The following is a 24,652-nucleotide window of genomic DNA, read 5'->3' on the forward strand; positions in this document are numbered from 1 at the left end:
TCAACGAGTCTGATGGATAGCAATGTTTATTGCTATCAGTTTTCCATACCGATCTAGGAGGATAGTTTGCCTCGCGCGCTTATCACAGGTATCACCGGTCAAGACGGGCTTTATCTTGCCGAACTGCTGTTGTCAAAAGGTTACGAGGTGTTTGGGCTTATTCGTGGTCAGAATAATCCGAAAATGGATCTCGTTAGAAGCGTCGTTCCCGGCGTGGAATTAATCAGTGGGGATTTGACTGATTTTTCCAGCCTATTGCGCGCATTGGAACGCTCGCGCCCAGACGAAGTATATAACCTGGGAGCTATTTCATTCGTCGCCTACTCTTGGGAGAATGCTGACGCAACCACCGAGGTTACGGGTAAAGGCGTCCTGAATATGCTTGAAGCCGTTCGCTTGTTCGACGACAGAAATGCTGGTGGAATTAAATTCTATCAAGCGTCAAGTTCTGAAATGTTTGGGAAAGTACAGGAAGTTCCCCAGCGTGAGTCCACTCTGCTCTGGCCCCGTTCGCCATACGGAGTCGCTAAAGTTTTTGGCCATCACATGACAATAAACTATCGCGAGTCATATGGAATGCACGCTTCCTCCGGAATTCTGTTTAATCACGAGTCCCCTCGGCGCGGTCCAGAATTCGTGACTCGAAAGGTGTCTCAGGCAGTTGCCAGAATTTCCCTGGGCTTGCAGGATAAACTGGTAATGGGCAACATCGACGCTCGCCGAGACTGGGGCTATGCTGGCGATTACGTCGAAGCAATGTGGCTTATGCTTCAGCAGGAGCACGCAGATGACTATGTGGTAGCAACAGGTGAAACACGCTCGATCAGAGATCTTCTTGACGTCGCATTCGCACGCGTGGGAATAGAAAACTGGACTTCATACGTTTCCCAGGATTCCGAGTTTATGAGGCCTGCGGAAGTAGACCTTCTTGTTGGAGATCCGTCGAAGGCTCGCGAGACTTTGGGCTGGGAACCCAATGTTAAGTTCAAAGATTTGATTGAGATGATGGTGGACGCGGACCTGGCTGTCCTGACGACCAAAGCGACGGTCTAAAACTGTGGCAATCGTTCTGATAACTGGAATTACTGGGCAGGATGGAAGCTATTTGACAGAACGGCTTCTGGGGATTGGCGCTGAAGTCCACGGAGTCGTTCGCCACGAAAGAGATGTGAAGCTCCTCTCGGAGCGCTATCCAACTGTGGTGGCCCATGTCAGGGACATGGCTGAATCAGCTCAGATCTCTGACCTCATCGACAAGATCGAACCCGACGAAATCTACAACTTGGCTGGCATAAGCTCGGTGGCATTATCTTGGGAGCGCCCCGTGCATGTAGCACTGGTAAATGGAGTGGCGGTGGGCGCCATTCTGGAGGGGGCTCTGAAACTGCAGGAACGCACTGGCAAAGTAGTGAAGGTTCTCCAGGCTTCAAGTGGAGAGATATTCGGCTCGACAGACATCTTGCCGCAAACGGAAACGACACCGCTTGCCCCGAGTTCCCCTTACGGCGCTGCAAAAGCCTTCGCTCAGCACCTTGTCGGAATTTACAGGAAGCAAGGGCTCCACGCTGTTAGCTGCATCCTTTACAACCATGAGTCCCCGCGTCGAGGTGAATCTTTCGTTACACGAAAGATCACAACGGCTGTAGCCAATATTGCAGTGCAAGGAAGCGGATCGATCCAACTAGGTAATTTGACAGCGCGTCGCGATTGGGGCTGGGCGCCTGATTATGTCGAGGCGATGATTCTCGCACTCAACCACGAGACACCCGATGATTACATCATCGCTACCGGGGTGAGTTCATCCGTCCAGGATTTTGTACGTCTGGCATTGCAACATATTGGAGTGAATAACTGGCGTGATTACGTCGTGTCAGATTCGTCTCTGATTCGTCCCGCGGACCCCGTGGAGTTGCGAGGTGAAGCCAGCAAGGCCCGCACAGTTCTCGGCTGGCAACCAAAGCACGATCTAACGGCCATAGTTCATGAGATGGTTGACGCGGACATCCGGAGAAAGCGATCTCTATTGGACTGGAAAGATCAGGCTTAACGACATATGGCGAAGCTGCATGCTGAGTTCTGGCACTTTAAGGTAGTCTAGCTTACTTATAGGCATGCAATTTATTTGTATTGAATTGAGGCATCATGTTGGTCAGGAAAAACTAGCTAACTTCCCTCGCTTCAGCAAAAGCGTAATCACTTTATTCTTGGAAGGATCTGACAATATGAGTCGTGTGAGTTGGGTCGCGACTGGTTTGTCGTCTGAACTAACTGGCATCGAACGTTTTGCTGTGTCTCTTGCACGTGAATTGGTGCAGCAGCGTGTCCTCACGGGTGACCAACTTACGGTTTACGTTGACCCAACTGCGAAATGGCCAGATGAACTCGCTGATATTGGGGCAAGGATTCATGCTGTTTCGGGCACCAGATGGAGTAGGCCTCCGAAGTCGGACGAGGACACGAGGCTCATACATAACCTCGGAGGCGGTCTCTTCCCGGCGGTTGACGTACGGGGCTCGACACCAGAAAGGCTCTACAGTGTTTATGATTGGGGACCCTTCAACGATAAAAGCATGAAGGCGAAGGCTCGACTGGCCTGGTGCGGGTCGATAATTCGCGGCGTGCGGGAGGCCGATGTAGTGCACTTTCTTAATCCCGAGCTTGCAACTAATCGGCCGTGGCCCGTAGGTTTGCCGGCGAGATCAATAGTCGCATATTCGAGTTCGTCAGTGGCGTCACTACCTTCTGAGTGGGAAACGGTGCCGGCCACCTCGCCCGCGTATGCATTGTTCATCGGCAGTGCCGTCCCTCGAAAGCGTGTCGACAAAATTGTTCGGATGGCGGGTGTCTCCGGAACCCAGGTCGTCTTGGTCGGACAGGGAACGGATGCATACCGAGGGCAACCATCGGTGACGGCTTCTGGCAGGTTGCCGGACCGTACGCTGGTTGAACTCCTCGATCGATGTTCGGCTCTGATCTTGGTCAGCAGCTACGAAGGCTTCGGTATTCCGGTTCTAGAGGCCGCTGTCAGAGGCATTAGATCTGTGATATCCAGCGAAGTGCTGTCCACACTGCCCTCCATTCTGGAGCCTTACGTCGTGGTCGCAGACCCTGACGACCCCAGTGATTTTGCTCGAGCTATAGCCGAGGCGGCTGGGCTGCGGGCGGAGACCCGGTTCGAGGCCAATAGCCTCTTGGAACCATTGGTTGAGCACTACTCCAGAGTCTTGGAGGGTTGATGATTAACTCAGCGTACAGTCAGCCAGCCCGAAAGAAGTTTGTACTACAAGGGTGGGATACGTTGTCTGCGGTGAAAACAGCATTGACCCCCGGGTTAAATGGCACCGTCGAAATATGAACCCCGCAAGGGGAGACGGAAGGACTAATGTCCATGGTGGGCCAGTGACACGGACCATAGTAGGGCGTCTGCGCAACAGGAAGGCGTCAGGTTGGCGAAGCGAATTAGCGGCCCTTGGCTGGCTCTTTGGTGCGGAAACCATGGCCAGGGTGGTCGCGCAAGTTTCTTTAATAATTACCGCTCGGATATTGGGCCCGAGTGAATACGGCACGTTGTCTATAGTTATGGCAGTCTTTTCTATTGCCTTAATTTTCGCGGATCTGGGTGTTGGAGATTCAGCTATTCAAAGGCTAACGCGCCGTAAAAGGGGAGCCTCGATTTACTGGCGGGAGGTTAGCGTTGTCAGGCTTCTTTCGGCGCTGCCTATGGTGTTCATTGGCCTGATGATCTTTTTTGTTGCCGATGACATGGCCGTAAGACTATCAGGATTGCTGGTATCAGCAATGCCGCTTGCGTCGCTACTAACCAACAGGGTTCTTGGTGCTCGCATTTCTGAACATTTTCCCGCTGCTGCCGGCTGGTCATCGATCTTAATGATTTGTCAGTGGGTTGGTGCTTTGATCGGGGCCGTCCTCGTACCAACAGCTACCGCCTCCGTTATTGGAATATTGGGACTGCTTCTGCTGGGTGCCTTATTTGCTGCTAGGGCCGACTCCTTCAGGCTCACGTCGAAAAGGGGAGCTGCAAGCTGGATCGTTCGGGGCTTCCCGTTTATCTTGACCTCAGGTTCGATTGTCCTTTATACACGAGGGGACAGGGTCGTTGTCGGTCTAATCGCTGGTTCCGTAGCAGCTGGAACGTATACAGCCGCCTACAGCATGATAATGGTGGTCCTCATTGCAGGCGCAGCTTTGCAAAGTGCGATGTTACCAAGGTTGTTGGGTGAGGCGCAACAGTCGACTAGGCAATGGCGATTTCGTGCCTTAGTGATTTCAGTATCCGCCCTGCCAGTGGCAGTTGTTTTGTGGTTCCTAGCCCCGTGGTTAATGGTTACTCTGTATGGTGAATCCTATGGACAGGCAGGGGATATTCTCCGGATATTAAGCCCGCTTGTTGTCTTCTACCTCTTGAATCCCTTTCTTACATCTTGCCTTATTGCACGACAAAGACAGACAGCGGTAGCAAAAGTTGCTCTGGTCAACTTAGGTATTTCAATCATCGCATACACGCTATTGACAAATCTGTTAGGTGTGTACGGTGCAGCAGCGGCTAGCGTGAGTATCGAGGTAATCGGTACAGCACTAACCGCATGGTGTCTGCGGGAGAGCTCAAGGCGTATTTATTCTGATTAAATTTGCCTATTGATTGAATTTGTGGATCATCGCGATTTGCGCCGATTTCCACCGTGCGGCGCCGGCTGCCCGGCACTCTCGACCAGAACGCGCATGCGGTCCTTTTCGGCGGCCGCATCTGCCAGCGATCCGGTGGCGAGCAGGGCCCGGAGCTGTTCCTTGACCTGCCAGGCGGCTTGAAGCCTGCCGATCGGATCGTCGATTGCGAAGACGGTGCCGAGCCTGGCTCGTCCCCGGTCCGAAAGGGTATCGGCCATGGGTCAGCTGCGTCAATCGTTGGCGGACTTTGGTGGCTTATCGCATTTGAGGGTGTAGCCGGGGTCTGAATCCGCCGGTCTCGAGGAGTGATCGGGCGATGTAGTTGGCAAGGTTTCGGAAGCCGAGGGCGGAGCCGCGGAGGTGTTCGAGCCTGCCATTGAGTGCTTCCGTGGGGCCGTTGCTGGTGCCGGGCCGGTCGAAGTACGCGAGCACGTCCCCGGCGCGTCGTTTCAGCGTCCGGCCCAGCGTAATGACCTCGGTCAGCGCAGCGGGAACGCCGGCGCTGATCGCGCCGATCAGTGCTTGCATGAGCTCTTTGCCTCGGGTGCCGTCAGGGTCGCGGTACGCGGCGATGACGCGCTGGTAGATGCCCCAGGTCGCTTCGACTTCGGCGTGGTTGTCCGCAACGAACAGCGCCTCCAACCTGTCCTTCTGCTTCTCGGTGAGCAGATCGTGCCCGGTGTGCAGGGTCCGGCGGGCTGCGTAGCGCGGATCCCCGGACCGTCCGCGGTGACCAATGGTCTGCTGCTGGACACGCTGGCGGCACCTGTCCAGGGCATCGCCGGCAAGCCGGACGACGTGGAACGGGTCCATGACCTCGACCGCGTCCGGGAGCTCCTCGGCGGCTGCGGTCTTGAACCCGGTGAACCCGTCCATCGCAACGACCTCGATCCCGTCCCGCCAGACCTTGGGCCGCTCGGCGAGCCAGGCCTTGAAGACCTGTTTCGAGCGGCCCTCGATCATGTCCAGCAACCGTGCCGGGCCGGTCCTGTCGCGGACCGGGGTGAGGTCGATGATCACGGGGACGTATTTGTCCCCGCGCCGGGTGTGCCGCCAGACATGCTCATCGACGCCGATCACGGCCGCCCCGTTGAACCGGGCAGGGTCCTCGATCAACACCCGCTTGCCCTCGGCAAGGATCGCGCTGTTCGCGGTATGCCAGGACACGCCCAGGCCTTCGGCGACGCGGGCGACGGTGAGGTGCTGGCACACGATGGCCTCCAGCGCCCAGCGCAGCCCGCGGCGGGAGATCTTCGCCCGGGGCTGCGCGGTTTTGGAGATGTCCTGCCGCCACACCCGACCGCACCCGGTGCACTTGTAGCGGCGGACCCGTACCAGCAGCGTCGTCGGCCGCCAGCCCAATGGTTCGTGCGCGAGCGGCCGTGTGACCGTGCCGCGGGCGATGCCCTGGCCACCGCACGAACGGCACCAGTCGTCCGGATCAACGGCACGGCATTCCAACACCGCCCGGCCAGGGGCGAGACGCTGCCCGGCAGCTTCGAGCCCAAGCTCATCGAGCCGGCAGAACGTAGTCAGGTCAAGAGGCAGGAAGGTAGCGTGGGACACGTCGAGGTCTTCCGGATGGGCAGTGTAGGAACTTCCATCATCGGAAGACCTCGACCTCTACCCGGCGACCGACGCGCCCACCCCTACTACACCCTCAAATGCGATGAGCCGGATTTCGGGCGCCGCGCCCTAGGATTTGACCGACAAGGCGTCCACAAAATCCCGCCAGCTATTGTCCACCCGCTTCTGATACTTATGCAGAATACTGGGCAGTTCCTCATGCATATTTGCGGCGAGCATAAGGCTAGTCATAACGGTTTTCGTACAGGAAGCGTTTCCTATATCAAGTCTGGGATCATTGTCGAAGAGATCACGGCTGAATGAGCTTGCCTTCAGTATGCTCGGTGTGCCAAGTTCTAGTGCTCGAACAGCCACATTGCTCTGGAAATAAGTCCTATAGGGGACCAACACAACGGCGGATCGCGCAAGCACGATGTCCAACTCGTCTTCCGGGATGAAGCGATTGGTCACCGTCCAGCCAGGGATGTTTTCAGGCCAGCCACGTCCATATATTCGAGGTTCCATACCAGCTGCCTTCAATTCTGGTCCGAGTGCTGCCAAAAGGTCTAGGTCTCTTTCTGGTTTGTACTGTCCAGCCACAACGACTTCGTTTGTTTTTGTAGGCGAAATTTTTCTCGGCCCGAGAGTCGGGTGAAGAACCTTTCGAATTTTGTATCTCGGTAGAAGCTTTTGGGCAACTGCCAGGGCCTCATCGGAATGAACAACAACGAGCGGCGAGAACTTGCTTCCTGTTTTCCGTGCCAAGAACTTACTTATGGTATCAAATCCAAACTGCCTCCGGATGGGTGTCGGATCATGAAATACAATGGAGGCAGTGCTTTTCGTAGGACGCCGCCATAGTCCGAACTCGAGTAATCCAAGACTCGGCCAAATCTGAAGACTATGGGCGGTATGACGCTTTCTGGTACTGGCATTTAGGATCGCGTTGGACAACATCCGTCCCTTTCCGAGCGGTCCGGTCAGCCCTTCCGTGCTGAAAGCTCCGGCGGCCTTCCAATCGATATCGCAGCGCCCTAACGTAGCTTCGAGCTCTCGTTGATAATGCTCTAATACTTGGGGTAGAGGGTTGACGATCTCGATCATCGGATTGCCTCCATCAGGCACTCTGCATATTTGTGGCACACGTCGTCCCAAGAATAACGCTCAGAGGCTCTGGTCATGTTTTCGGCCGCTGCGACTTCCATCCAGTTCAGATCGTCCATTCTTTCCAAGATAGTGTTTGCGATTTCATCCGGATCTGCACTGACAAACGGCGAAGTGGACGGGAGAACTTCCATGTTGTAAGCCGTGCGTCGGGCAAGAGTCGGCGCTCCGACAGCCATCGCTTGAACTAGCGCCGGGTTTGTTCCACCAACGCTGTGCCCATGAAAATACACGCCCGCGTGCTGCCACAGCGCCGCTAGCCGTGCGTCATCCCTTATGTGGCGGAGCCAGTGGACCGTGGGAAAGCTCGCATCCAGATCTGCTGCGATTTCGTCCAGTTCATCGTCATGTCCAGAAGAACCTACTATGATCACTGTATGCTGCGCAGCGATCTTTGGGACGGCCTGGAAAAACTCGGGAATTGAATTTTCAGGAACAAAGCGCGCTACGACGAGTACATACTTCCGCCTATTCATCCCTTGCTCGACTTTCAGCCGAGGGTGAGGGTCGCCGCCGTATGGTATAAAGACGCTATCTCGGCAAAATTCAACTTTCCATCGACGCTGAATTTCGACCGAGTCGGCCACTAAAGTGTCACCGAATCGGGCGGTAAACTTGGCCCCGATTTTGAATGCAAGCCGACCAATTTTACCCCATTTAGCTCGTTCCCATTCGATTCCGTCGACGTTGACCACGGTGGGTATTCCGCGCAGTTTCAGTAGGGGCAACCAGAATCCGTTGGCTACGTTCATGACTAATGCCACGTCGGGTTTGTGGACGAGCGCATGCAGCACGGCTGTGAGACCGTATGACAGAGTGCTCAGTGATTTACCGTCGATGCCCGGGGTGAGCGATGTCTCTACCCGGGGGTCACTACTGCCATCGTTGGCTTCGATAGCCTGACGTCGCCCGTAGACCCTGACACTAAAACCAGCATCCGCTAAGTATGGAGCCAATTTCCTGACGGCCGTTTCAAAGCCGCCGTAGTAACTCGGGTAGCCTCGCGTTCCTATGATAGCTATTTTTTTTACCATTGCCTGTCTCTTTTCGGTTCTGGATTTCAACTTAATTGCCCTGTGTCCAATCGAGTAAGGGCTTCCGGTCTAGAGTAATTGGTTGCCCGAAATCGAAGCCGTCGCATTGTTGCAAATCGGCGGCCGCCCGCAGCCGCCGCGAGCCAGGCGGTCCGTTGTGTCCAATGGCAACGAGCTAAGCCTTGAATTGAGAGCGGTGCAAGATTGTAGTTTCTGGTTGGGGCGCCTGTGAGTCTATGTCTGGTAAAGATCTCGAGTCCTTTTGGAGGCGAGGATAATCAAGCGAGCCTTAAGTAAAAGGGGCATCTCTGTTTGATTGTCTGAGCATGGCACGAAGAAGGCTGCGGATTAATTTCACGTTCACGCCGACCCTCGCGATAGAAGGAGGAGATCATTGGCGAGAGTGGCCCCAAAATTGTTGTAGGTGAGGATGCGATCCCCGAATCAGCGTGGCACTTCCTGGTTGGTGTTGTCAGTAGAGTGATGATCTGAGTTGGCCCACCCTGTCCACACAAGTCACCTCCAACCAATCGGGCCCCATTTCGGAGCGGTTCGCTGTCGCTAGCTCGCTTTTCTGGGTCCACTCCAACCGAGATTTGTTCTCTTTCACTTGTGTGGGTTCCGTTCGGCTGGTCATGATTCTAGATAGCTTTCCTTTCCACGGCCAAATAGAGGCATCAATGGTGGCAGCCACCGGCGCTATGGCGGCAGCGAACTTCTACAATTGCCGCGGCATTCCTACAGCAGCACGGGCAGCCCCCGGCGCATCAATCCGTGGCGCCGACCGGACCACTGGGGTGGATTTCGGCCTGGCCAGCTAACGAGGAGACGCAGCGGAACGCAGTCGCACTCTCCGCCGAGCCAGATCGCGGCGTCAAATTGGCCCGAGAATGGTACGGTCATTCGGGTGGGGGTGCATAACTCACCGCACCTGGCCCAACTTGGAAAAACTGGGACCCGACCCGTTGGAAACGGATGCTGGACGACAACGGAGAGTTCCGGTGCGCCGGGACTACCGAACTGACTTGCGTTCGAAGTAGACCTCAAGTGGGCGAATCGGCCGGAAACAATACCGATCTTGGAACGCCTGAATAGTTGAGGCCACGGCGCCGTAACGTAGTCTTAGGTGGTCTGTGGCCGTACGAATCGTTTGATGGGGGAGTGGAGCGCGGTGCTCCTGATTTTCGTAGTCTTAGCAGCAACGCTGCTGAGCTTGACGCTGCTTATCTCGCGGTCTTATCACCTCTTGATTTGGGTGGTTATCGCGGCGGGATGGGCGCAGAATCCCCTGATCAGCTTGACCCAGTCGGGGGCGTTTCAGTACCTCGGCCATATCCCGGCTGCTCTCCTTGTGGTTGCTGCTGCCGGAAAATCCGTCACAAGTCTCGATAGGCGCGCGCGCAAGGCTCTTTTGCTGCTGGTGACGTTGGCCGCATTGGTTGCTATCGGCGTGATGCGTTCGCCGAACACCGGCGTGGGCATTGCGCAAGCGCGGCAGGTAATCATGCCCCTGGGCCTCGTGTTCGCGGGGTTTGTTTTCCGCGACGAGATCAGGTGGCCGAAGATACATGGCTATGTTTTGTTTTTTGCCGTACTGACGGCGATATGGGCCATCATCGAAGGATTCATGCAAGCCCCGCTCATGGATCCAACTTTCTATTATATTGACGTGATTGGTGGCCCGCCTGCCGGACTTCGGAACGGGCTGCCGCCCTCATACTTCGCGGACGGAATTGGCGGAGGGATTCCTACCTTTCGACCTGGCGGCCCTTTCATGAATCCTCCTGTTATGGGCTTCCTGCTGGGTTTGGGATCCTTCGCGGCAATGGCCAAATTGCGGGGAATTTTACGCGTACTTGTGCTCGCCGTGTTGGCGGCTGCCATCCTGTTTGCCTACGCCCGCGCTGGAATCCTGATCTTCACAGTGGTGACGGTGATCTATCTGGTTTGGTTAAAGATTGGGAAGTACGCCGGCATCCTTGTTGGGGCGGGACTTGGGGTCTACTTGGTATTGACGTTCATCGAGCAAGGGAACACCTCAAGCCATTCAGACGGTCTCTTGTCCGGTTTCCTGCTTGGAATCCGGTCGCCCATCGGTCAGGGTTTCGGCACAAGTGGTTATCAAGCGGCACTAGATGGAAACACAACTGGGGCCGGCAACGAGAGTCTGCTTGGGCTCTACTTCACCTGGATTGGCATTCCCATGATAATTGCCGCGACGATGTGCATCCGGCACCTTTGGAATCTGCTTAGGCGGAAATCTAGGACTGAAACACTTTCCATATGGCTGACGATCGCGTTCATTCTCGCTGCCGCTTCATCCGAGTCTGCCTCGGCGATGGCCTCGACGCCTGTCTTCTGGCTCATCGGTGGCTCCGTCTTGGCGATGAGCGCGCCACCCAAATTAGTTGATGACGGACCCTTCCGTAGCATGAGAAGGCCCGTCCGGATCAGCCATGCTTACGCCCTGGATCGTAGGCCCCTACCTGCAATCCAGGGAACGAGGGACACTGGCCCTTCTTAGGGCCCGCAACCCAGGGGCGTGCGGGTCTGCTTGCGCGGAAACCCCTCGATTGCTTACAAAAATGGTCCGGCCCTGATGAAGTGAACCGTCGGTGCTAGTGGGGCGTGCGCACTCGGGTCCGCATTCGCCGACTTGAGACGGAAACCGACGTAGCCTCTCACGAAGTGCGCCGGGACTCCAGCCGCACTTTTGAGCGAGTCTTATCCAAAGAACTTGTTGTTATCTTCATGATTTTATGTCCCGATACTTAGGCTTGAACGCCGAAGACAGGACTGTCTCTAGTTCGGAGGCAGGGGTCCTCGGTGCTCCTGCAACCCTGTCATCCGCAGAAATTTTCAACTCGTTGCGGATGGGCCTCCTGTTAAGGGGCGTAGCTACAGCAGGCTCGGATTTCTGCGTCACCGCGGTTTCTTCCACCTGCAGCACACTTAGAAGACGACAACTATCGGCAGAAGTACCTAGCCAGTCTGCTGGCTAAGGTACCCACTTACCGCGTATCCAAATCCTCGAACACCAGGAACGTCTGCGTATCCTGCACGCCTGGCATTGATTGCAGTTGGTCGAAGATGACCCGGCGCAGATGAATATTGTCGGTGGCACGGACCAGCAGGATGACGTCGAAATCTCCGCCCACCAAGGCAATGTGCTGCACTTCGGGAATGAGCCGAAGCTCTTCCCGAAGCTCGCGCCAAGAGTGCTGCTGCACCTTGAGCGTGACGTAGGCCGATGACTTCAATCCGGCCTTGATGGGGTCCACCAGCGCAGTGAACTTGGTAAGCACTCCCTCGCCCGTCAGCCGGGAGATTCTTGAGTAAGCGTGTGCCCGGCTGATGTGGACGTTCTCTGCCACCTGGGTGACAGACATCCTTCCGTCGCGCGTCAGCTCGGCAATGATGTCCCTGTCCACTTGGTCCAGAGGGACTTCCGCCTGATCCGCTTCGACCTCGGCCATCGCATCTCCAATTCGTCCACGGTGTGGGCCCGTTACCCAGCTCACATTTGCAATTTGTCTTCCAGACTAGACGTTTCCAGCAAGCTTTTCCATGATTCTGGCTAGAGCTGGATACGAAACTTGTCTAGGGAACATACTGGTGACAAATAGTGGATACAGAAGGACGGACCAATGACGATCTCCGCGGACCATGAGGCCCAGGGTCTGGCTGACGCTCGGCCGGACGACTCCGAAGTAAACGACCAAGCTTCCGAAGTGCGGCGGAAGTTCGGAATCAGCGTGGAAGACTACATGCTGCCTGCCCGCCATCAGATCCAAATGGTGGATCCGTCGGGCACGCTCAAGCCCGAAGCTGAGCAAGGCACCGAGCCCGGCCACGAATATCCCATCCCCGGCGATGCCGAACTCATGGCAGCGTACGAACAGCTCGTCGTCGGACGCCGAGTCAACGACCAGAACTCCGCCCTGGTCCGGCAGGGCCGCATGGCCGTGTATCCGTCCAGCCACGGCCAGGAAGCATGCCAGGTGGCTGCTGCCCTCTGCCTGCGCGAAGACGACTGGCTGTTCCCCACCTACCGTGACGCCGTCGCCGTCATGTCCCGGGGAGTAGACCCTGTCGAGACCATGACCATCTTCCGCGGTGACTGGCACAGCGGCTATGACCCCACGAAACACAAAGTGGGCATCCAATGCACGCCGCTGACCACCCAGCTGCTGCACGCCGTCGGGGTTGCCCATGCCGCCAAACTGCGTGGCGAGGACACCGTGGTTTTGGCCATGTGCGGCGATGGGGCCACAAGCGAAGGGGACTTCCACGAGGCACTCAACTTCGCAGCTGTCTTCCACCTCCCCGTGATCTTCTTCGTGCAGAACAACAAGTACGCCATCTCGGTGCCCTTGAGCCACCAGTCTGTGGCGCCCTCGCTGGCGCACAAGGCCGTCGGATATGGCATGGCCGGTGAGCGCGTTGACGGCAACGACCTCGTCGCGCTGCTCGCCGTCCTGGACCGCGCAGTGAAGCTTGCCCGCGAAGGTTCCGGCCCGCTCCTGATCGAGGCCCACACGTACCGCATGCAGGCCCACACGAACGCCGACGACGCCACCCGGTACCGGGAGGACAGCGAAGTGGCCGAATGGATGGCCAAGGATCCCATCAGCCGCATGACGTCGTACCTCACCGGCCGTGGACTGCTCGACGACGACGGTTCCACCCGGATAGCCGCAAAGGCCGAGGCGGTTGCCGCGCAGCTTCGCGAAGGCCTGGGAGAGGACGTCCCGGTAGATCCGCAGAACCTCTTCCGCTACGTCTTCTCTACCCCCACTCCGCAGTTGAAGGAGCAGTCCGCCCTGCTCGCCGATGAACTCGCCCGTGAGGCATCCAGCCAGAAGGAGGCAGGCAAATGAGCCCCGCCGTCACCACATCCTCTGAAGCCACCGAGCACGCAGCTACAGGCGACGTCAGCTCCGCCACGGCCAGCGCGGCAGCCAGCGCAGCGGCTGTTGCCGAAGCGTCCGGTCCCCAGACCATCACCATGGCCAAGGCGCTCAACACCGCGATGGCGGACGCCATGGAGGCCGACTCTTCCGTTCTGGTGTTCGGCGAAGACGTTGGCCGCTTGGGCGGCGTCTTCCGCATCACCGATGGCCTCATGGCCACCTTCGGAGAACAGCGGTGCTTCGACACTCCGCTTGCGGAGTCCGGCATCGTCGGCATGGCCGTGGGTATGGCCATGAATGGAATGCGTCCCGTGATCGAGATGCAGTTCGACGCCTTCGCCTACCCGGCCTTCGAGCAGATCGTCAGCCACGTGGCCAAGATGCACAACCGCACTAAAGGCGCCGTCAAGCTGCCCATGGTCATCCGCGTCCCTTATGCCGGCGGGATCGGCGGCGTGGAGCACCACTGCGATTCTTCTGAGTCCTACTACGCACACACTGCCGGCCTGAAGGTTTACACCCCGGCAACCGTGGCTGACGGCTACCGCATGCTCCGGGAGGCCATCGATTCCGACGATCCCGTTATGTTCATGGAGCCCAAAAAGCTCTACTGGTCCAAAGACCAAGTGGATCTGGGAGCACTGCGCGCCGAACACGCCGCGAACATTTCGGCGGGATCCAGCAGCGAGGGTCGAGCCGCCGTCGCGCGCCCCGGCACTGATGCGACGCTTATCGCCTACGGACCTTCTGTCCCGACTGCTCTCGCCGCCGCGGCTGCGGCCGCTGAAGAGGGCCGTTCGCTTGAAGTGATCGATGTCCGCTCGATCGTGCCTTTCGACGACGAGACCGTGTGCGCTTCTGTGCGGAAGACCGGCCGCGCCGTTGTGATCGCTGAAGCACACGGATTCGCCTCGGTGTCCTCCGAAATTGTGGCCCGCGTGCAGGAACGCTGCTTCCATTACCTGGCCGCGCCCATCCGCCGGGTGACCGGCTTCGACGTCCCGTACCCGGCTCCGAAGCTGGAGCACTACTACTTGCCGAGCGTCGACCGCATCCTCGACGCCGTTGACGACCTTCAATGGGAGAACTGACCATGAGCGCAGATATGCAGGTATTCCTGCTTCCGGACCTGGGGGAGGGCCTTACCGAGGCCGAACTCGTCAACTGGCTTGTGGCCGTTGGCGATGAGATCTGTGTGGACCAGCCGATCGCCGAAGTGGAGACGGCCAAGTCCATGGTGGAGGTGCCCTCGCCCTACGCGGGCATCGTTGCCGTGCTGCACGGCGAAGCTGGCCAGACGCTCGACGTCGGGAAGCCGCTGATCTCGGTGGCTCCTGTTGGTGCCGTGGTCGAGTCCGGCCTCGCGGAAGAGGCCGTGGAAGAGGCCGGTCCCGCGGAAGTGGCCGCTCCCGCGGAGGTTGTTTCCGAGGCACCCGCTGCCTCCGCAGCTGCCGAGGCGTACCGGACCGAGGAGAAGGCAGGTTCTGGGAACGTCCTTATTGGTTACGGCACGTCCGGGGGTGGCGAGGCTCGGCGCACCCGGCCGCGGAAGGCTCCCTCTTCTGCTGTAGCCGCTACGTCGGCCCCTGACTTTGCCGAACTCTCGCTGTCCCGTACGCGGATTCCAGGGAAGCTTTCTGCCGTGATTTCACCGTTGGTGCGGAAGATGGCGAGGGACCACGGGGTCTCCTTGGACGCCGTGCCTGGCTCGGGGGAGAGCGGGATCATCCTGCGTCGGGATGTTGAGGCGCTCATCGGTTCGGTCCCGCGTGAGACCGCGCCTGTGGAGGTACCGGCTGTGAAGGGTCCGGCCGTGGTGGAGTCTGCCGGTGGGGTCCAGGACGCCCGTACCGGGCTGTCCATTGCATCGCGCACTCCGGTCCGCGGGGTGCGGAAGGCTGTTGCCGCGAACTTGACTCGCAGCCGGTCCGAGATTCCTGAGGCGACTGTCTGGGTAGACGTTGACGCCACTGCGCTGCTGGAGATGCGTGCTGAGCTGAAGAATCGCGATCCGCACGGCGCTCCTGGGTTGCTTGCGTTCATCGCCCGTTTTGTCACAGCTGGGCTAAAAAAATTCCCGGAGCTGAACACCCGGATCGTCACCGCTGAAGACGCGGCGGGCGGCGAGATGCAGGAGATCATCGCTTTCGACGGCATCAACCTTGGCTTCGCTGCGCAGACAGACCGCGGACTGGTGGTTCCCTCGGTCCGCAACGCCCACCTGTTGAGCGCCCGCGAACTGGATGCAGAGGTTCGCCGACTCACCGCCGTGGCGCGCGACGGAAAGGCAACTCCGACCGAGTTGGCCAGCGGCACCTTCACCCTGAACAACTACGGTGTGTTCGGCGTGGACGGCTCTGCGGCGATCATCAACTACCCCGAAGTTGCGATGCTTGGCGTGGGCCGCATCATCGATAAGCCTTGGGTGGTGGATGGCCAGCTGGCTGTTCGGAAAGTCACCGAGCTTACGCTTGCATTCGATCACCGGGTTTGTGATGGGGAAACGGCTGCGGGTTTCCTTAGGTACGTTGCGGATGCGATCGAGAGCCCTGGGATGGCGCTGGCGGACTTGTAGGGGCGAGCTTAGCCGGCCTTTCAGCAGTCCGGGTGGATAGCGACCTTGACGAAGGCGGCGGTTTGGTAGAGGTACTGGTACGCCCAGGAAGAGGTGGGTCTGGTCAAGGAGACCAGCGGCAACCTCACTTGCTGGGCGACCATGTGCAAGTCTCCCTCGTAGCAGCGGGTGATGATCACCCGGGCGCGAGTCACATGGAACTGGGCCGTGAGGACGTTTGCGCTTTTCCAGCCGTATTGGCTTGAGAGATCCCGGAGTGCCCGTGCTTCGCCTTGCGTCGTGAACGGATCAGGGTTGAAGCAGATAATCCGGTACGGGCGGTGAGCACCACATATTGCGGCCTCATATTTGCCGTCTTTTCCTATTGGACTTGAGACCGCAAGCGCGGGTGCATACCCCTGCCGCATCAGCTGTTCCGCGTAGCTGATGCGTTGGTCGGGGGGCCCGAGGACGAACACCACATCGGCGTGTTTGGGTTCGTCGGCCGGCGGTGAAACATACAGAAAGATGCCGGCAATGGCCCAGACAATCGCCAGGGCGCCGATTGCAGCAAATGACTTAATGAGCAACCGTCTCTTTCGCCTGGGCGACGCGGTTTCTGTTTCGGGATTGCAGATGAGGGTCATACCGTCCTTTAGCCAAATGCGGATGTAGGCGGCGGCGCTGCACTGTCTCCAAGACTACTATCTGCTGCCGAAGGGACCGATTGGTGCGTCGTAGGCTGGCACCTGCGACGCTGCCCTGAGCCTTTTAGAAGTCGTTCAGTTCTTCCGCGGTCATCTGGTGACTTACTATTGGTGAATCATTGACTGCTTATTGGGGGGAGCAATGGATATCCGACCGTCCGCGTTTAAATGCCCGAAGTGTCGCACTCGGCTAGTTGAGACTTGGCACGTCGAGACACATGGTGATGTAACGCTGGAACTTCGGCGAATTGGCCGACCGTATTGTCCTGAGGGTCACACCATCACCTACTGGAACTTGGCTGGACAACCAATCCGCGCGGTCTAGGATGGGGTCCTGAACGACCGGGATTGGCGTCCCCTACTGCAGTTTCATCAAATTGTGCGTAGCCGGCCCTTCCAGCAGCTTCCCCGCGGCCGAATACCGCGAACCATGCAGCGGGCAGTCCCAGGACTTCTCGGCGTCGTTCCAGTGCAGGATGCCGCCCAGGTGCGCGCATTCCGCGGACACCCGGCACACCACACCATCCACGGTGCAGATCGCCGCCGGTTTCCCGTGGAAAAGTCCCGTGACGCCCGTGCCCTCGGCGGGGTGGGTTTCCTCCGTGATTGCCGGCTTCTTCTTCAGGGCTGCCTTGTCCCGGAAATTCTGCTGCTGTGTCTCTACGTTGAACGAAATCGTGGACGCGGCGCCGCGCGGACCTGTGACCCGGTGGTGGATTGCCCGTGCCCAGGGGAGCTGACCGCTGCCGGTGATGTCAGAAACGACATCCAGCGCCGCCGCAACACCATTGGTCATGCCCCACTTGTTGTAGCCGGTGCCGAACAGGATCTTGCCGTGGCCCCGAGGGAACCTGCCAAAGAACGGCATGAGGTTGGTGGCCTGGTAGTCCTGGGCCGACCACGTGTGCGTCACCTCGGCGTCCGGATAGTACCGTTGGGCCCAGCCGAGCAGCTCGTCCACGTGAACCTGAGTCGACGGCGCCCGGCCACCCGCGTGCCCGAACCCGCCTACCAAAAGCAACCTCCCGCCGTCGGGCACTGGATAGTCCCGCAGAGACCGCGTGGGCGGTTCGGCTGAAAGGTACATCCCCGGCGGCGGGCTCACACCGTCCGGCAACCGCAGCGCGGCGGCATAGGAGCGATTCGGCCGCAGCTTGGCGAAGTAGAGCCCGCGGTTCAGCATGGGTGTCGCTGTGGCCAGCACCACGTGGCGGGCGGTGACCTCGCCCTTCCTGGTGACCACCGCCAGGGGATCGCCGTTCCGGACGTTCATGACACGCACGCCCTCCACGATGCTTCCACCAGCCGCGCGGACATCCGCGGCCAGCGCGTCCAAGACGTCCATCGGGTTGAACTGTGCCTGTTTCGCTAACCGCAAGGCGTCCTCGACGTCGAACGGCAGCCCTGTCTCCCGAGTGGACTTGACGTTGAGTCCGGCGGCACGGGCCACGAAGGCTTCCGCGCGGAGCCGATCCGCGCCGGCCGGGGTGGTGGCGAAGGTGTAGGCATCCCGATACTGGAAAGGCACACCCCGCCCCTCGAGGTAGTCGAGCAACCACTTCTGGCCCGCCCTGTTCGCGTCAACGTAGGCACGGACCACGTCCACGGGATACTGGTTACGCAGCGCAGACAGGGTGGTGCCTTGCAACAGGCTCAGCTTGGCGGTGGTGTTTCCGGTGTTGACTGCGCCGACATGTCTGGCCTCGAGGACCAGCACGTTGCTTCCCGCCCGCGCCAGCATGAGGGCGGTGGCCAGGCCCGTGATACCGGCGCCGACCACCACGGCGTCGTAACTGTTCCCAGGCGTGAATTCATCGGGGCTTGTTGCACCGGGGGAGTCCTTGTCCGGCCCGCGCGCGTCTAGCCACAGAGAAGTCATGACGGTCCCACTTCCCTTCAACCGGGGCACGGTCCACACCGGAGTTAGCGCGGCGGCGGCCCGGTAGTGCCAGAGAAGCAGAACGCCACGAGAGAAGCAAGAGGTGAGCGCCGACGTCGTGTGTTGCTTGGTTCAAATCGACGCGATGGGCCGCCAAAAAGGGCCTGACAGACAGGTCTGTCTTGTTGGGGTGCGAGTAGAATTGCTCTCGCCATGACCTCGCCAGATGCCTCGGATGCCACCAGTCCGGCCTCGTCGCCAGCCGGACAAACGACCACCCGTGATGACGCGGTGGATCGGATCTTGGACGCCGCCTACGAACTGTTTTCCCGGCGCGGGATCCGCGCTGTTGGGGTCGATCAGCTCATCGAGCGTTCAGGAGTAGCGAAGGCCACCTTCTACCGGCACTTTCCGTCCAAGGACGATCTGGTTCTTGCTTTCCTGGCGCTTCGCGACCAGATCTGGACCGTGGACTTGATCATCTCCGAAGCCAAGAGCAAGGGAGAAACCGCCGAGGAGCAGTTGCTCGCCATCTTCGACGTGTTCGGCGACTGGTTCAAACGGGACGATTTTGAGGCGTGCTCATTCATCAACGTCCTGCTTGAAATGGGCCGTGAACATCCGCTGGGGAAAGCCAGCATCGGCTACCTCGCCAGAATCAGGGGACACATCCAGGCGTTGGCAGAGGAAGCCGGGCTGGAGCGCACCGAGGAGTTCGCACGTTCCTGGCACATCCTGATGAAAGGCTCCATCATCGCGGCCACAGAAGGAGACGTCTTGGCGTCCAAGCGCGCCCAGCAGATGGCCGCTTGGCTGATAGAACATCATCGAGGCCCAGGGCGCCCTTCCTGAAGTGCCCGTCTTCTTGAAGCGCCTGGCTATCAGGTCCGCATGGCCCTGCCGGTACCACTTGGGAAGATCTGACGCCCGGCGCGCCCGCCCCACGTGGCCCATTCGCTGGGCTGGACCGAGGGCCGCCCAAGGTGATAGCCCTGTCCGACTGTTATTCCCAACCCGGCAAGAGTGGCGAGTTCGGCGCTGGTCTCGATGTGTTGAGCGGTCAGGACCGCCCCGATCTCCCGCGAGAACCCGACCTCCGCCTCGACGATTTCCTGCCGGAGGGGATCCTGGCTGAGACCCGCAGTCAGCCTCGGATCCAGCTTGATCATCTCCGGCCTAAGCCGACGAATATGGCGGACCGCAGCGAAGTAGGAACCCGTATTTTCGATGGACAGGCGAACGCCGGCGCTGCGTAACGGCCCCACCGCCGCGTCGAGCGAAGCGGCCTGGTCCGGGGGGAATTGCCCGGAGATTTCCAGGATCACACGGTCCGGCGCCACAGGAGTTTGATCGAAAAGTGCAGTAAGGCGCGGATCCAGGCAGACCGCATCTGAAAGCTTCAACGCCACGAAAAGCTGGGGTGGCAGATCCAGCGCCGCCGTAAGCGCCGACTCCAACGCCGCGAATTCAAGATCCGTGCGGAGCCCGGTGTCCTCGGCTTCTGCGAACCAGTAGTCGGCAGGGTCTCCACCGTCGCTGACGAAGCGCGTCAAAGCCTCGGCGCCCACCACGGTAGCCGTGGTGAGGTCGAAAACGGGCTGGAAGGCGGTCATCAGCATGTGGTCCCTGAGTACCGCCTCGAGCCGCGTTGTGGCATGCTGCGACGATTCCTCGTCCACCTGTGAGGCCGAGGCAGCCGCGTCAGGAACACCGGAGCCGGGCTGTTGCGTGCGGAGCGAAGTCAGGTGTTCCAGCAGTGCCTCTTCCGGATGCCCCGGATGGGCGGCAATATGCCGGCGAAGTTCTTCACGCACCGCATCCGTTGCCTGAGAAGAGTCGGACAAGACTTCGTCGATGATTTCCAGGACCTGGCTGCGTAGCCCACCCAGCTGGTCGCAGGGTGGCTCCACGAACTCCGGACTGGCGCGCATCCCGGCGTTGGTCAAAGCAAGAAAAGACGGCTTCCGAATCAACATGAAATTTTCCTTTGCCTATAGCTCCGGCTGAGCCCGGGACGTGCAAACTAAGGGAATAGTACAGCCGGACAAACCTGCCAGCCTGCATTGGGATGAAATAGGCACGCCGTTGCTTGGTTCCCCGCTGTGGACGCGCGGCGATTTCACGTTTCTCGCGGCTCTCCGTGGGTAGAATCGAGGCCTGAACACTGCCGGAACGCATCTGAAGACGGAGAAACAATGTCAGCATGGCTCGAAGTCGGCCCGGACAACTACGTGCTGGAGACCGAGGGTTGCCTGCTCAACACGGGCCTCGTGGTAGGCGCGGAACGAGCCATGGTGATCGACACCGGCTGCGGCCCCCGTCAAGGCCGGCAGATCCTCGCCGCTGTTCGCGAAAAGACCCAGCTGCCGCTGGTGGTCGTAAACACCCACGCCCACTACGACCACTACTTCGGTAACGCCATTTTTGCCGACGACGGCGTCACAGAGTTCTGGGGGCACGTCAACTGTGCAGCCACAATCGACGACGACGGCGACCACCAGCGCCGCTTCGTCGCCGCTACGGAACCGGAGATGGCCGCGGGCAAGGGCGAAGCCGTCGAAATCGTCATACCCAACGCCATCGTCAAGGATCAGCCCGTCCTGGTTGACCTGGGCGGCCTGACTGCCACCCTGTTCTACCTGGGCCGCGGCCACACCGACGGCGACCTTCTAGTAGGTACGCCCAGCACCCTCTTCGCAGGTGACCTCGTGGAACAAGGCGCGCATCCCTCCTTCGAGGACTCCTACCCGGAAGATTGGGCAGACGTCCTGCGGCACATCTCGGCCCTGCGCCACCGCTACGAATTCCTGATCCCCGGCCACGGAAAGCCGTGCAGCGACCAGTTCGTGAAGACCATGGCCGACACCATGTCCACAGCGGTACGGCAAGCAAGGCAGTCCATCCGGGACACGCCGTCGGACGCTACCAAAGCGATCCCCGTGCTTCCCTACGGACCGGAACAATCACGCTGGTTCATCAAGCGGCTCCAGGAAACGCAGGCGCACCACTAAGGGGTGGTGTGTTTGAACGCGTGGCGGGCCTCGATGAGAGCGTAGTAAATGATCACGACCCCCGCCAGGGGATCGGCCCACCACCAGCCGAACAAGGCGTTAAGGGCGAGCCCGGCCAGGACCGCGCCGGCCAAGTAGGCATCCACCAGGGTCACTTTCCCTTCCGCGCGGAGCACCGGATTGTTCAGGCTGCGCCCGGTGCGGATCTTGCCCCACGCAAGGCCGAGCATGACCACGAAGGTCAGGGCCGTCCAGGCGATGCCCGGAGCTGAGGTGCCAGGGCGGACGCCTGTGGCAAACACAATGGCCAACTGGATGAGCAGGTAGGCGCCCAGAACGGCGAAAGCCGTCCCTATCAGTCTCATGGCGGGAGCTTCGCGCTCCTTGTGGGCGCCCTTGAGCTGCCACACCACTACGACCGAAGCGAAGATCTCGATCAGGGAATCCAAGCCGAAACCGGCCAGCGCAGGGGAACCGGCCTGAATGGCGGCGGCGGCCAGCACGCCGAGACCGATCACGTTCCAGGCCAGGGTTGCGTATTCCAGGCAAAGGCCGCGGCGCAACAATATCCCGGAGCCTGCGGTTGGGGTTGTGTTGACGTCAGGACTGGCCATGGGGTGCCTCTTTCTTCCTCGGGAGCGCTAGCGTCCGGAGGGGTTCGCTGCCGCGACGTGAACTGTGACGCCCAATTCCTGGATGTTCTCTTGGGTGTCCTGCGCCAGTTCATCGTCGGTGACAACGGCATCTAGTTGCTCGATCGGCGCCACCCGGAACTTCGCAAAGGTTCCGAACTTGGTGCTGTCAGCCAGCAGGAAGCAGCGCGACGCTGACTCGAGCGCGGCCAGTTTCATTTCCACCTTGTCCATGGACGGCGTGGTGACGCCGCGGGACAGGCTCCATGCGCCCGTACTCATGAAGAACAGATCGATGTTGATGTGCTTGATGGCGTCGGCTGCCATGCGGCCTGAGCTTGAGGCGCTGGAAGCATCCACCACGCCGCCGGTGTGGATGGTCTCAACGTTCGGGTACGCGAACAAAGACGTGACCACGTAAAAATCGTTGGTAACCACCGTGATGTTCTTCCGTGCGCCGAGATAGGGAACCACGGACTGGCAAGTGGTACCGGCGTCGAGGAACAGAACCATGTCATCCTCGACGAACTGGGACGCAAGCTCGGCGATTGCTTTTTTCCGCGGCAGCTCCAGCTGCGCCCTCGATTCCCTCTCCCGGGGAGGCTCCTGGCTGGTCCCCTCCGCCAAACGCACGCCTCCTTGGACCGACAACACATGCCCGGCGTCTTCGAGGGCTGTGATGTCGCGCCGGATGGTCATGTGGGAGACGTTCATGGATTCCGTGAGGCTGCGGATGCTCAGCACCCCCTCGCGGCGAAGCAAGCGAAGGATCTCCTGATGGCGCTGCTCCGGGATCAGGGGAGGTGATGTTGACGAACTCAAAGTTGCTCCTTCGCGGTGGACAACTCCAGCTTAACAAGTTTTCACACACTGTTCCGATTTGTGCTTGCCGGAGCCGGAAGGCTTCTTGATCGTCGCGGCCTTGCCTTAAACATCGACAGATGTAAATATTTACGAGTGTCTATGTCTTTGGAGTTAACGCCCGTCCAGGCGGTGGCGTGTTGTTCGCCCCTATCCAGGGAACCGCTCTCGGAATCGGAAGCTGAGGGAATTGTGCCGCTGCTGAAGGCGCTGGGCGATCCGGTGCGGCTGCGGCTGATGTCCCTGGTGGCGTCCCACGAGGGCGGCGAGGCCTGCGTGTGCGATCTGAACGACGCCTTCGAGCTGTCCCAGCCGACCATCAGCCACCACCTCAAGGTCCTGCACGACGCGGGGCTGTTGGAGCGCGAAAAGCGCGGTGTCTGGGTCTACTACCGCGCTCGCACCGACGCCCTGGAAAACCTCGCCGCACTCATCGGGGGAAAGAGCCGGTGAGCGTGTTGAGACGGCGCGCCGTCGCGGAGTTCGCCGGCACAGCCTTCCTGGTCATGGCCGTAGTCGGGTCCGGCGTCATGGCCACGCGCCTGTCCCCGAACGACGTCGGACTGCAGCTCCTGCAGAACAGCATCGCCACAGGCGCGGCGCTGGTGGCACTGATCCTGGCCCTGCAGCCGGTCTCGGCATCTTTCAACCCCGTGGTCACGCTGGTGGAACGGGCGCTCGGGATGCTGGACACGCCCACCGCGCTGGCACTGATCGCCGCCCAGTTCGCCGGAGGCCTGGCCGGGACCGTGATCGCCAACCTGATGTTCGGTCTCGACGCAGTGACGTTGTCCGCGCACGAACGTGCGGGGACAGGGCTGTGGCTCGGCGAGATCATCGCCACCATCGGGCTGCTCCTGGTCATTTTCGGCACCATCCGCTCCGGCCGCGTCGAAAGGGTGGCGTTCGCCGTCGGCGGCTACATCGCCGCCGCCTACTGGTTCACCAGCTCCACCAGTTTCGCCAACCCGGCCGTGACCGTTGCCCGGACCATCACCGACACCTTCGCCGGGATCGCCCCGGCCTCCGCACCGGCGTTCATCCTCGCCCAGCTGCTGGGCGGCGCCGCCGGGTTCTTCCTGATCCGCGCCCTTTACCCATCTGTTCCCGCCTTGGCCGCGCCTGCCTTGGCCGCGCCCGATCGAAAGGTCCTCTCGTGAGTACTGAAACCGTCAAGAAGCCCTCCGTTCTCTTCGTCTGCGTCCACAACGCTGGCCGTTCCCAGATGGCCGCGGCGTTCCTCACCACGCTGGCCGAGGGCCGGATCGAGGTCCGCTCCGCCGGATCCCAGCCCGCGGACAAGGTGAACCCGGCCGCCGTCGAGGCCATGGCCGAGCTGGGCATCGACATGTCCGCCGAAATCCCCAAAATCCTCACCACCGAGGCCGTGAAGGAATCCGACGTCGTCATCACCATGGGTTGCGGCGACGAATGCCCCTACTTCCCGGGCAAGCGCTACGAGGACTGGGTCCTGGAAGACCCGGCCGGCCAGGGCGTGGACGCCGTCCGCCCTATCCGGGACGAGATCAAATCCCGCATCGAGGGCCTGATCGAGTCCCTCGCCCCCGCCGCGAAATAACGTCCCGGGTCAGGGAACCCACACGCACCTGAGCCGAAAGACGGAGAGGGGGTGAACTGGATGGAT

The 24,652-nt window shown here is 59.8% G+C and carries 24 protein-coding genes; 14 read left to right on the top strand and 10 right to left on the bottom strand.

Annotated features, from left to right (window positions below; translation table 11 throughout):
* Nucleotides 1-66: 66 nt before the first annotated feature.
* The 4 genes from AC3ANQ_RS04295 (at nucleotide 67) to AC3ANQ_RS04310 (ending at nucleotide 4,647) form a co-directional block, all read left to right on the top strand.
* Nucleotides 67-1,053 carry a GDP-mannose 4,6-dehydratase gene (locus tag AC3ANQ_RS04295; RefSeq protein WP_488303972.1) on the top strand — a complete coding sequence of 329 codons (987 nt, stop codon included), beginning with the start codon at nucleotides 67-69 and terminating at the stop codon, nucleotides 1,051-1,053.
* Between the two features lie 4 nt (nucleotides 1,054-1,057).
* The gene (locus tag AC3ANQ_RS04300; protein ID WP_488303973.1) at nucleotides 1,058-2,047 is read left to right on the top strand and encodes a GDP-mannose 4,6-dehydratase; all 990 of its coding nucleotides are present in this window, start codon (nucleotides 1,058-1,060) and stop codon (nucleotides 2,045-2,047) included.
* A gap of 523 nt (nucleotides 2,048-2,570) precedes the next feature.
* Nucleotides 2,571-3,236 carry a glycosyltransferase gene (locus tag AC3ANQ_RS04305; RefSeq protein WP_488305257.1) on the top strand — a complete coding sequence of 222 codons (666 nt, stop codon included), beginning with the start codon at nucleotides 2,571-2,573 and terminating at the stop codon, nucleotides 3,234-3,236.
* A 163-nt stretch (nucleotides 3,237-3,399) separates the two neighbouring features.
* Entirely contained in the window at nucleotides 3,400-4,647 is a 1,248-nt protein-coding gene (locus AC3ANQ_RS04310; protein ID WP_488303974.1) for an oligosaccharide flippase family protein, read from the top strand.
* A 26-nt stretch (nucleotides 4,648-4,673) separates the two neighbouring features.
* On the opposite strand, the gene AC3ANQ_RS04315 is transcribed toward AC3ANQ_RS04310, so the two are convergent.
* From AC3ANQ_RS04315 to AC3ANQ_RS04330, 4 genes are all read right to left on the bottom strand, one after another.
* Nucleotides 4,674-4,904 carry a hypothetical protein gene (locus tag AC3ANQ_RS04315; protein WP_488303975.1) on the bottom strand — a complete coding sequence of 77 codons (231 nt, stop codon included), beginning with the start codon at nucleotides 4,902-4,904 and terminating at the stop codon, nucleotides 4,674-4,676.
* Nucleotides 4,905-4,941: 37 nt separating this feature from the next.
* A complete protein-coding gene (locus AC3ANQ_RS04320) occupies nucleotides 4,942-6,252 on the bottom strand; it encodes an ISL3 family transposase (protein WP_488303976.1) in 1,311 nt (436 codons plus the stop codon).
* Between the two features lie 129 nt (nucleotides 6,253-6,381).
* Complete coding sequence (locus tag AC3ANQ_RS04325) at nucleotides 6,382-7,356, bottom strand: CgeB family protein (protein WP_488303977.1); 975 nt, start codon at nucleotides 7,354-7,356, stop codon at nucleotides 6,382-6,384.
* Nucleotides 7,353-8,450 carry a DUF1972 domain-containing protein gene (locus AC3ANQ_RS04330; RefSeq protein ID WP_488303978.1) on the bottom strand — a complete coding sequence of 366 codons (1,098 nt, stop codon included), beginning with the start codon at nucleotides 8,448-8,450 and terminating at the stop codon, nucleotides 7,353-7,355. Before AC3ANQ_RS04330 ends, AC3ANQ_RS04325 begins: the two co-directional genes overlap by 4 nt.
* A gap of 680 nt (nucleotides 8,451-9,130) precedes the next feature.
* On the opposite strand from AC3ANQ_RS04330, the gene AC3ANQ_RS04335 reads away from it, so the two are divergent.
* On the top strand, nucleotides 9,131-9,271 hold the full coding sequence (locus tag AC3ANQ_RS04335; RefSeq protein WP_488303979.1) for a hypothetical protein: 141 nt from the start codon (nucleotides 9,131-9,133) through the stop codon (nucleotides 9,269-9,271).
* Between the two features lie 332 nt (nucleotides 9,272-9,603).
* A complete protein-coding gene (locus AC3ANQ_RS04340) occupies nucleotides 9,604-10,974 on the top strand; it encodes a hypothetical protein (protein ID WP_488303980.1) in 1,371 nt (456 codons plus the stop codon).
* 487 nt (nucleotides 10,975-11,461) lie between these two features.
* Here the strand turns inward: AC3ANQ_RS04340 and AC3ANQ_RS04345 are convergent, their stop codons facing one another.
* A complete protein-coding gene (locus tag AC3ANQ_RS04345; RefSeq protein ID WP_234748882.1) occupies nucleotides 11,462-11,926 on the bottom strand; it encodes an Lrp/AsnC family transcriptional regulator in 465 nt (154 codons plus the stop codon).
* A gap of 171 nt (nucleotides 11,927-12,097) precedes the next feature.
* Between AC3ANQ_RS04345 and AC3ANQ_RS04350 the strand changes: the two genes are divergently transcribed.
* The 3 genes from AC3ANQ_RS04350 to AC3ANQ_RS04360 are packed head-to-tail and all read left to right on the top strand — an operon-like array spanning nucleotide 12,098 to nucleotide 15,938.
* The gene (locus AC3ANQ_RS04350; protein WP_488303981.1) at nucleotides 12,098-13,330 is read left to right on the top strand and encodes a thiamine pyrophosphate-dependent enzyme; all 1,233 of its coding nucleotides are present in this window, start codon (nucleotides 12,098-12,100) and stop codon (nucleotides 13,328-13,330) included.
* The gene (locus tag AC3ANQ_RS04355; RefSeq protein ID WP_488303982.1) at nucleotides 13,327-14,454 is read left to right on the top strand and encodes an alpha-ketoacid dehydrogenase subunit beta; all 1,128 of its coding nucleotides are present in this window, start codon (nucleotides 13,327-13,329) and stop codon (nucleotides 14,452-14,454) included. The genes AC3ANQ_RS04350 and AC3ANQ_RS04355 overlap by 4 nt, the downstream gene beginning before the upstream one ends.
* 2 nt (nucleotides 14,455-14,456) lie before the next feature.
* The gene (locus tag AC3ANQ_RS04360) at nucleotides 14,457-15,938 is read left to right on the top strand and encodes a dihydrolipoamide acetyltransferase family protein (RefSeq protein WP_488303983.1); all 1,482 of its coding nucleotides are present in this window, start codon (nucleotides 14,457-14,459) and stop codon (nucleotides 15,936-15,938) included.
* 20 nt (nucleotides 15,939-15,958) lie between these two features.
* Here AC3ANQ_RS04360 and AC3ANQ_RS04365 read toward each other — a convergent pair whose 3' ends face one another.
* Together AC3ANQ_RS04365 and AC3ANQ_RS04370 are read right to left on the bottom strand one after the other, a co-directional pair.
* A complete protein-coding gene (locus tag AC3ANQ_RS04365) occupies nucleotides 15,959-16,564 on the bottom strand; it encodes a YdcF family protein (protein ID WP_488303984.1) in 606 nt (201 codons plus the stop codon).
* A gap of 418 nt (nucleotides 16,565-16,982) precedes the next feature.
* Nucleotides 16,983-18,503 (bottom strand): FAD-dependent oxidoreductase, encoded by a 1,521-nt coding sequence (locus tag AC3ANQ_RS04370; RefSeq protein WP_488303985.1) that lies wholly within the window; start codon nucleotides 18,501-18,503, stop codon nucleotides 16,983-16,985.
* A 213-nt stretch (nucleotides 18,504-18,716) separates the two neighbouring features.
* Here AC3ANQ_RS04370 and AC3ANQ_RS04375 point away from each other — a divergent pair, with 213 nt between their 5' ends.
* A complete protein-coding gene (locus tag AC3ANQ_RS04375; protein ID WP_488303986.1) occupies nucleotides 18,717-19,355 on the top strand; it encodes a TetR/AcrR family transcriptional regulator in 639 nt (212 codons plus the stop codon).
* Between the two features lie 29 nt (nucleotides 19,356-19,384).
* Here AC3ANQ_RS04375 and AC3ANQ_RS04380 read toward each other — a convergent pair whose 3' ends face one another.
* Nucleotides 19,385-20,479, bottom strand: coding sequence for an EAL domain-containing protein (locus AC3ANQ_RS04380; RefSeq protein ID WP_488303987.1), 1,095 nt, complete (start codon nucleotides 20,477-20,479; stop codon nucleotides 19,385-19,387).
* Between the two features lie 219 nt (nucleotides 20,480-20,698).
* On the opposite strand from AC3ANQ_RS04380, the gene AC3ANQ_RS04385 reads away from it, so the two are divergent.
* A complete protein-coding gene (locus AC3ANQ_RS04385; protein WP_488303988.1) occupies nucleotides 20,699-21,514 on the top strand; it encodes an MBL fold metallo-hydrolase in 816 nt (271 codons plus the stop codon).
* Here AC3ANQ_RS04385 and AC3ANQ_RS04390 read toward each other — a convergent pair.
* Nucleotides 21,511-22,128: a cation efflux transmembrane domain-containing protein gene (locus AC3ANQ_RS04390; protein ID WP_488303989.1), complete on the bottom strand. Its 618-nt coding sequence runs from the start codon at nucleotides 22,126-22,128 to the stop codon at nucleotides 21,511-21,513. The genes AC3ANQ_RS04385 and AC3ANQ_RS04390 overlap by 4 nt on opposite strands.
* Nucleotides 22,129-22,155: 27 nt before the next feature.
* The gene (locus AC3ANQ_RS04395; protein WP_488303990.1) at nucleotides 22,156-22,968 is read right to left on the bottom strand and encodes a DeoR/GlpR family DNA-binding transcription regulator; all 813 of its coding nucleotides are present in this window, start codon (nucleotides 22,966-22,968) and stop codon (nucleotides 22,156-22,158) included.
* Nucleotides 22,969-23,109: 141 nt separating this feature from the next.
* Here AC3ANQ_RS04395 and AC3ANQ_RS04400 point away from each other — a divergent pair, with 141 nt between their 5' ends.
* The 3 genes from AC3ANQ_RS04400 to AC3ANQ_RS04410 are packed head-to-tail and all read left to right on the top strand — an operon-like array spanning nucleotide 23,110 to nucleotide 24,586.
* Nucleotides 23,110-23,460: an ArsR/SmtB family transcription factor gene (locus tag AC3ANQ_RS04400; RefSeq protein ID WP_488305258.1), complete on the top strand. Its 351-nt coding sequence runs from the start codon at nucleotides 23,110-23,112 to the stop codon at nucleotides 23,458-23,460.
* The gene (locus tag AC3ANQ_RS04405; RefSeq protein ID WP_488303991.1) at nucleotides 23,457-24,167 is read left to right on the top strand and encodes an aquaporin; all 711 of its coding nucleotides are present in this window, start codon (nucleotides 23,457-23,459) and stop codon (nucleotides 24,165-24,167) included. Before AC3ANQ_RS04400 ends, AC3ANQ_RS04405 begins: the two co-directional genes overlap by 4 nt.
* Nucleotides 24,164-24,586 (top strand): arsenate reductase ArsC, encoded by a 423-nt coding sequence (locus AC3ANQ_RS04410; protein ID WP_488303992.1) that lies wholly within the window; start codon nucleotides 24,164-24,166, stop codon nucleotides 24,584-24,586. The genes AC3ANQ_RS04405 and AC3ANQ_RS04410 overlap by 4 nt, the downstream gene beginning before the upstream one ends.
* Nucleotides 24,587-24,652: the final 66 nt, after the last annotated feature.

It is taken from the genome of Arthrobacter sp. DMZ02-1R (assembly GCF_057747935.1).

Bases quoted from the DNA above. Each gene is read 5' to 3' on its own strand.
- AC3ANQ_RS04350 (WP_488303981.1), top strand. From the start codon at position 12,098: ATGACGATCTCCGCGGACCATGAGGCCCAGGGTCTGGCTGACGCTCGG.
- AC3ANQ_RS04335 (WP_488303979.1), top strand. From the start codon at position 9,131: ATGGTGGCAGCCACCGGCGCTATGGCGGCAGCGAACTTCTACAATTGC.
- AC3ANQ_RS04370 (WP_488303985.1), bottom strand. From the start codon at position 18,503: ATGACTTCTCTGTGGCTAGACGCGCGCGGGCCGGACAAGGACTCCCCC.
- AC3ANQ_RS04390 (WP_488303989.1), bottom strand. From the start codon at position 22,128: ATGGCCAGTCCTGACGTCAACACAACCCCAACCGCAGGCTCCGGGATA.
- AC3ANQ_RS04325 (WP_488303977.1), bottom strand. From the start codon at position 7,356: ATGATCGAGATCGTCAACCCTCTACCCCAAGTATTAGAGCATTATCAA.
- AC3ANQ_RS04315 (WP_488303975.1), bottom strand. From the start codon at position 4,904: ATGGCCGATACCCTTTCGGACCGGGGACGAGCCAGGCTCGGCACCGTC.
- AC3ANQ_RS04345 (WP_234748882.1), bottom strand. From the start codon at position 11,926: ATGGCCGAGGTCGAAGCGGATCAGGCGGAAGTCCCTCTGGACCAAGTG.
- AC3ANQ_RS04365 (WP_488303984.1), bottom strand. From the start codon at position 16,564: ATGACCCTCATCTGCAATCCCGAAACAGAAACCGCGTCGCCCAGGCGA.
- AC3ANQ_RS04340 (WP_488303980.1), top strand. From the start codon at position 9,604: ATGGGGGAGTGGAGCGCGGTGCTCCTGATTTTCGTAGTCTTAGCAGCA.
- AC3ANQ_RS04330 (WP_488303978.1), bottom strand. From the start codon at position 8,450: ATGGTAAAAAAAATAGCTATCATAGGAACGCGAGGCTACCCGAGTTAC.
- AC3ANQ_RS04305 (WP_488305257.1), top strand. From the start codon at position 2,571: ATGAAGGCGAAGGCTCGACTGGCCTGGTGCGGGTCGATAATTCGCGGC.
- AC3ANQ_RS04355 (WP_488303982.1), top strand. From the start codon at position 13,327: ATGAGCCCCGCCGTCACCACATCCTCTGAAGCCACCGAGCACGCAGCT.
- AC3ANQ_RS04375 (WP_488303986.1), top strand. From the start codon at position 18,717: ATGACCTCGCCAGATGCCTCGGATGCCACCAGTCCGGCCTCGTCGCCA.
- AC3ANQ_RS04360 (WP_488303983.1), top strand. From the start codon at position 14,457: ATGAGCGCAGATATGCAGGTATTCCTGCTTCCGGACCTGGGGGAGGGC.
- AC3ANQ_RS04400 (WP_488305258.1), top strand. From the start codon at position 23,110: ATGTCTTTGGAGTTAACGCCCGTCCAGGCGGTGGCGTGTTGTTCGCCC.
- AC3ANQ_RS04385 (WP_488303988.1), top strand. From the start codon at position 20,699: ATGTCAGCATGGCTCGAAGTCGGCCCGGACAACTACGTGCTGGAGACC.
- AC3ANQ_RS04380 (WP_488303987.1), bottom strand. From the start codon at position 20,479: ATGTTGATTCGGAAGCCGTCTTTTCTTGCTTTGACCAACGCCGGGATG.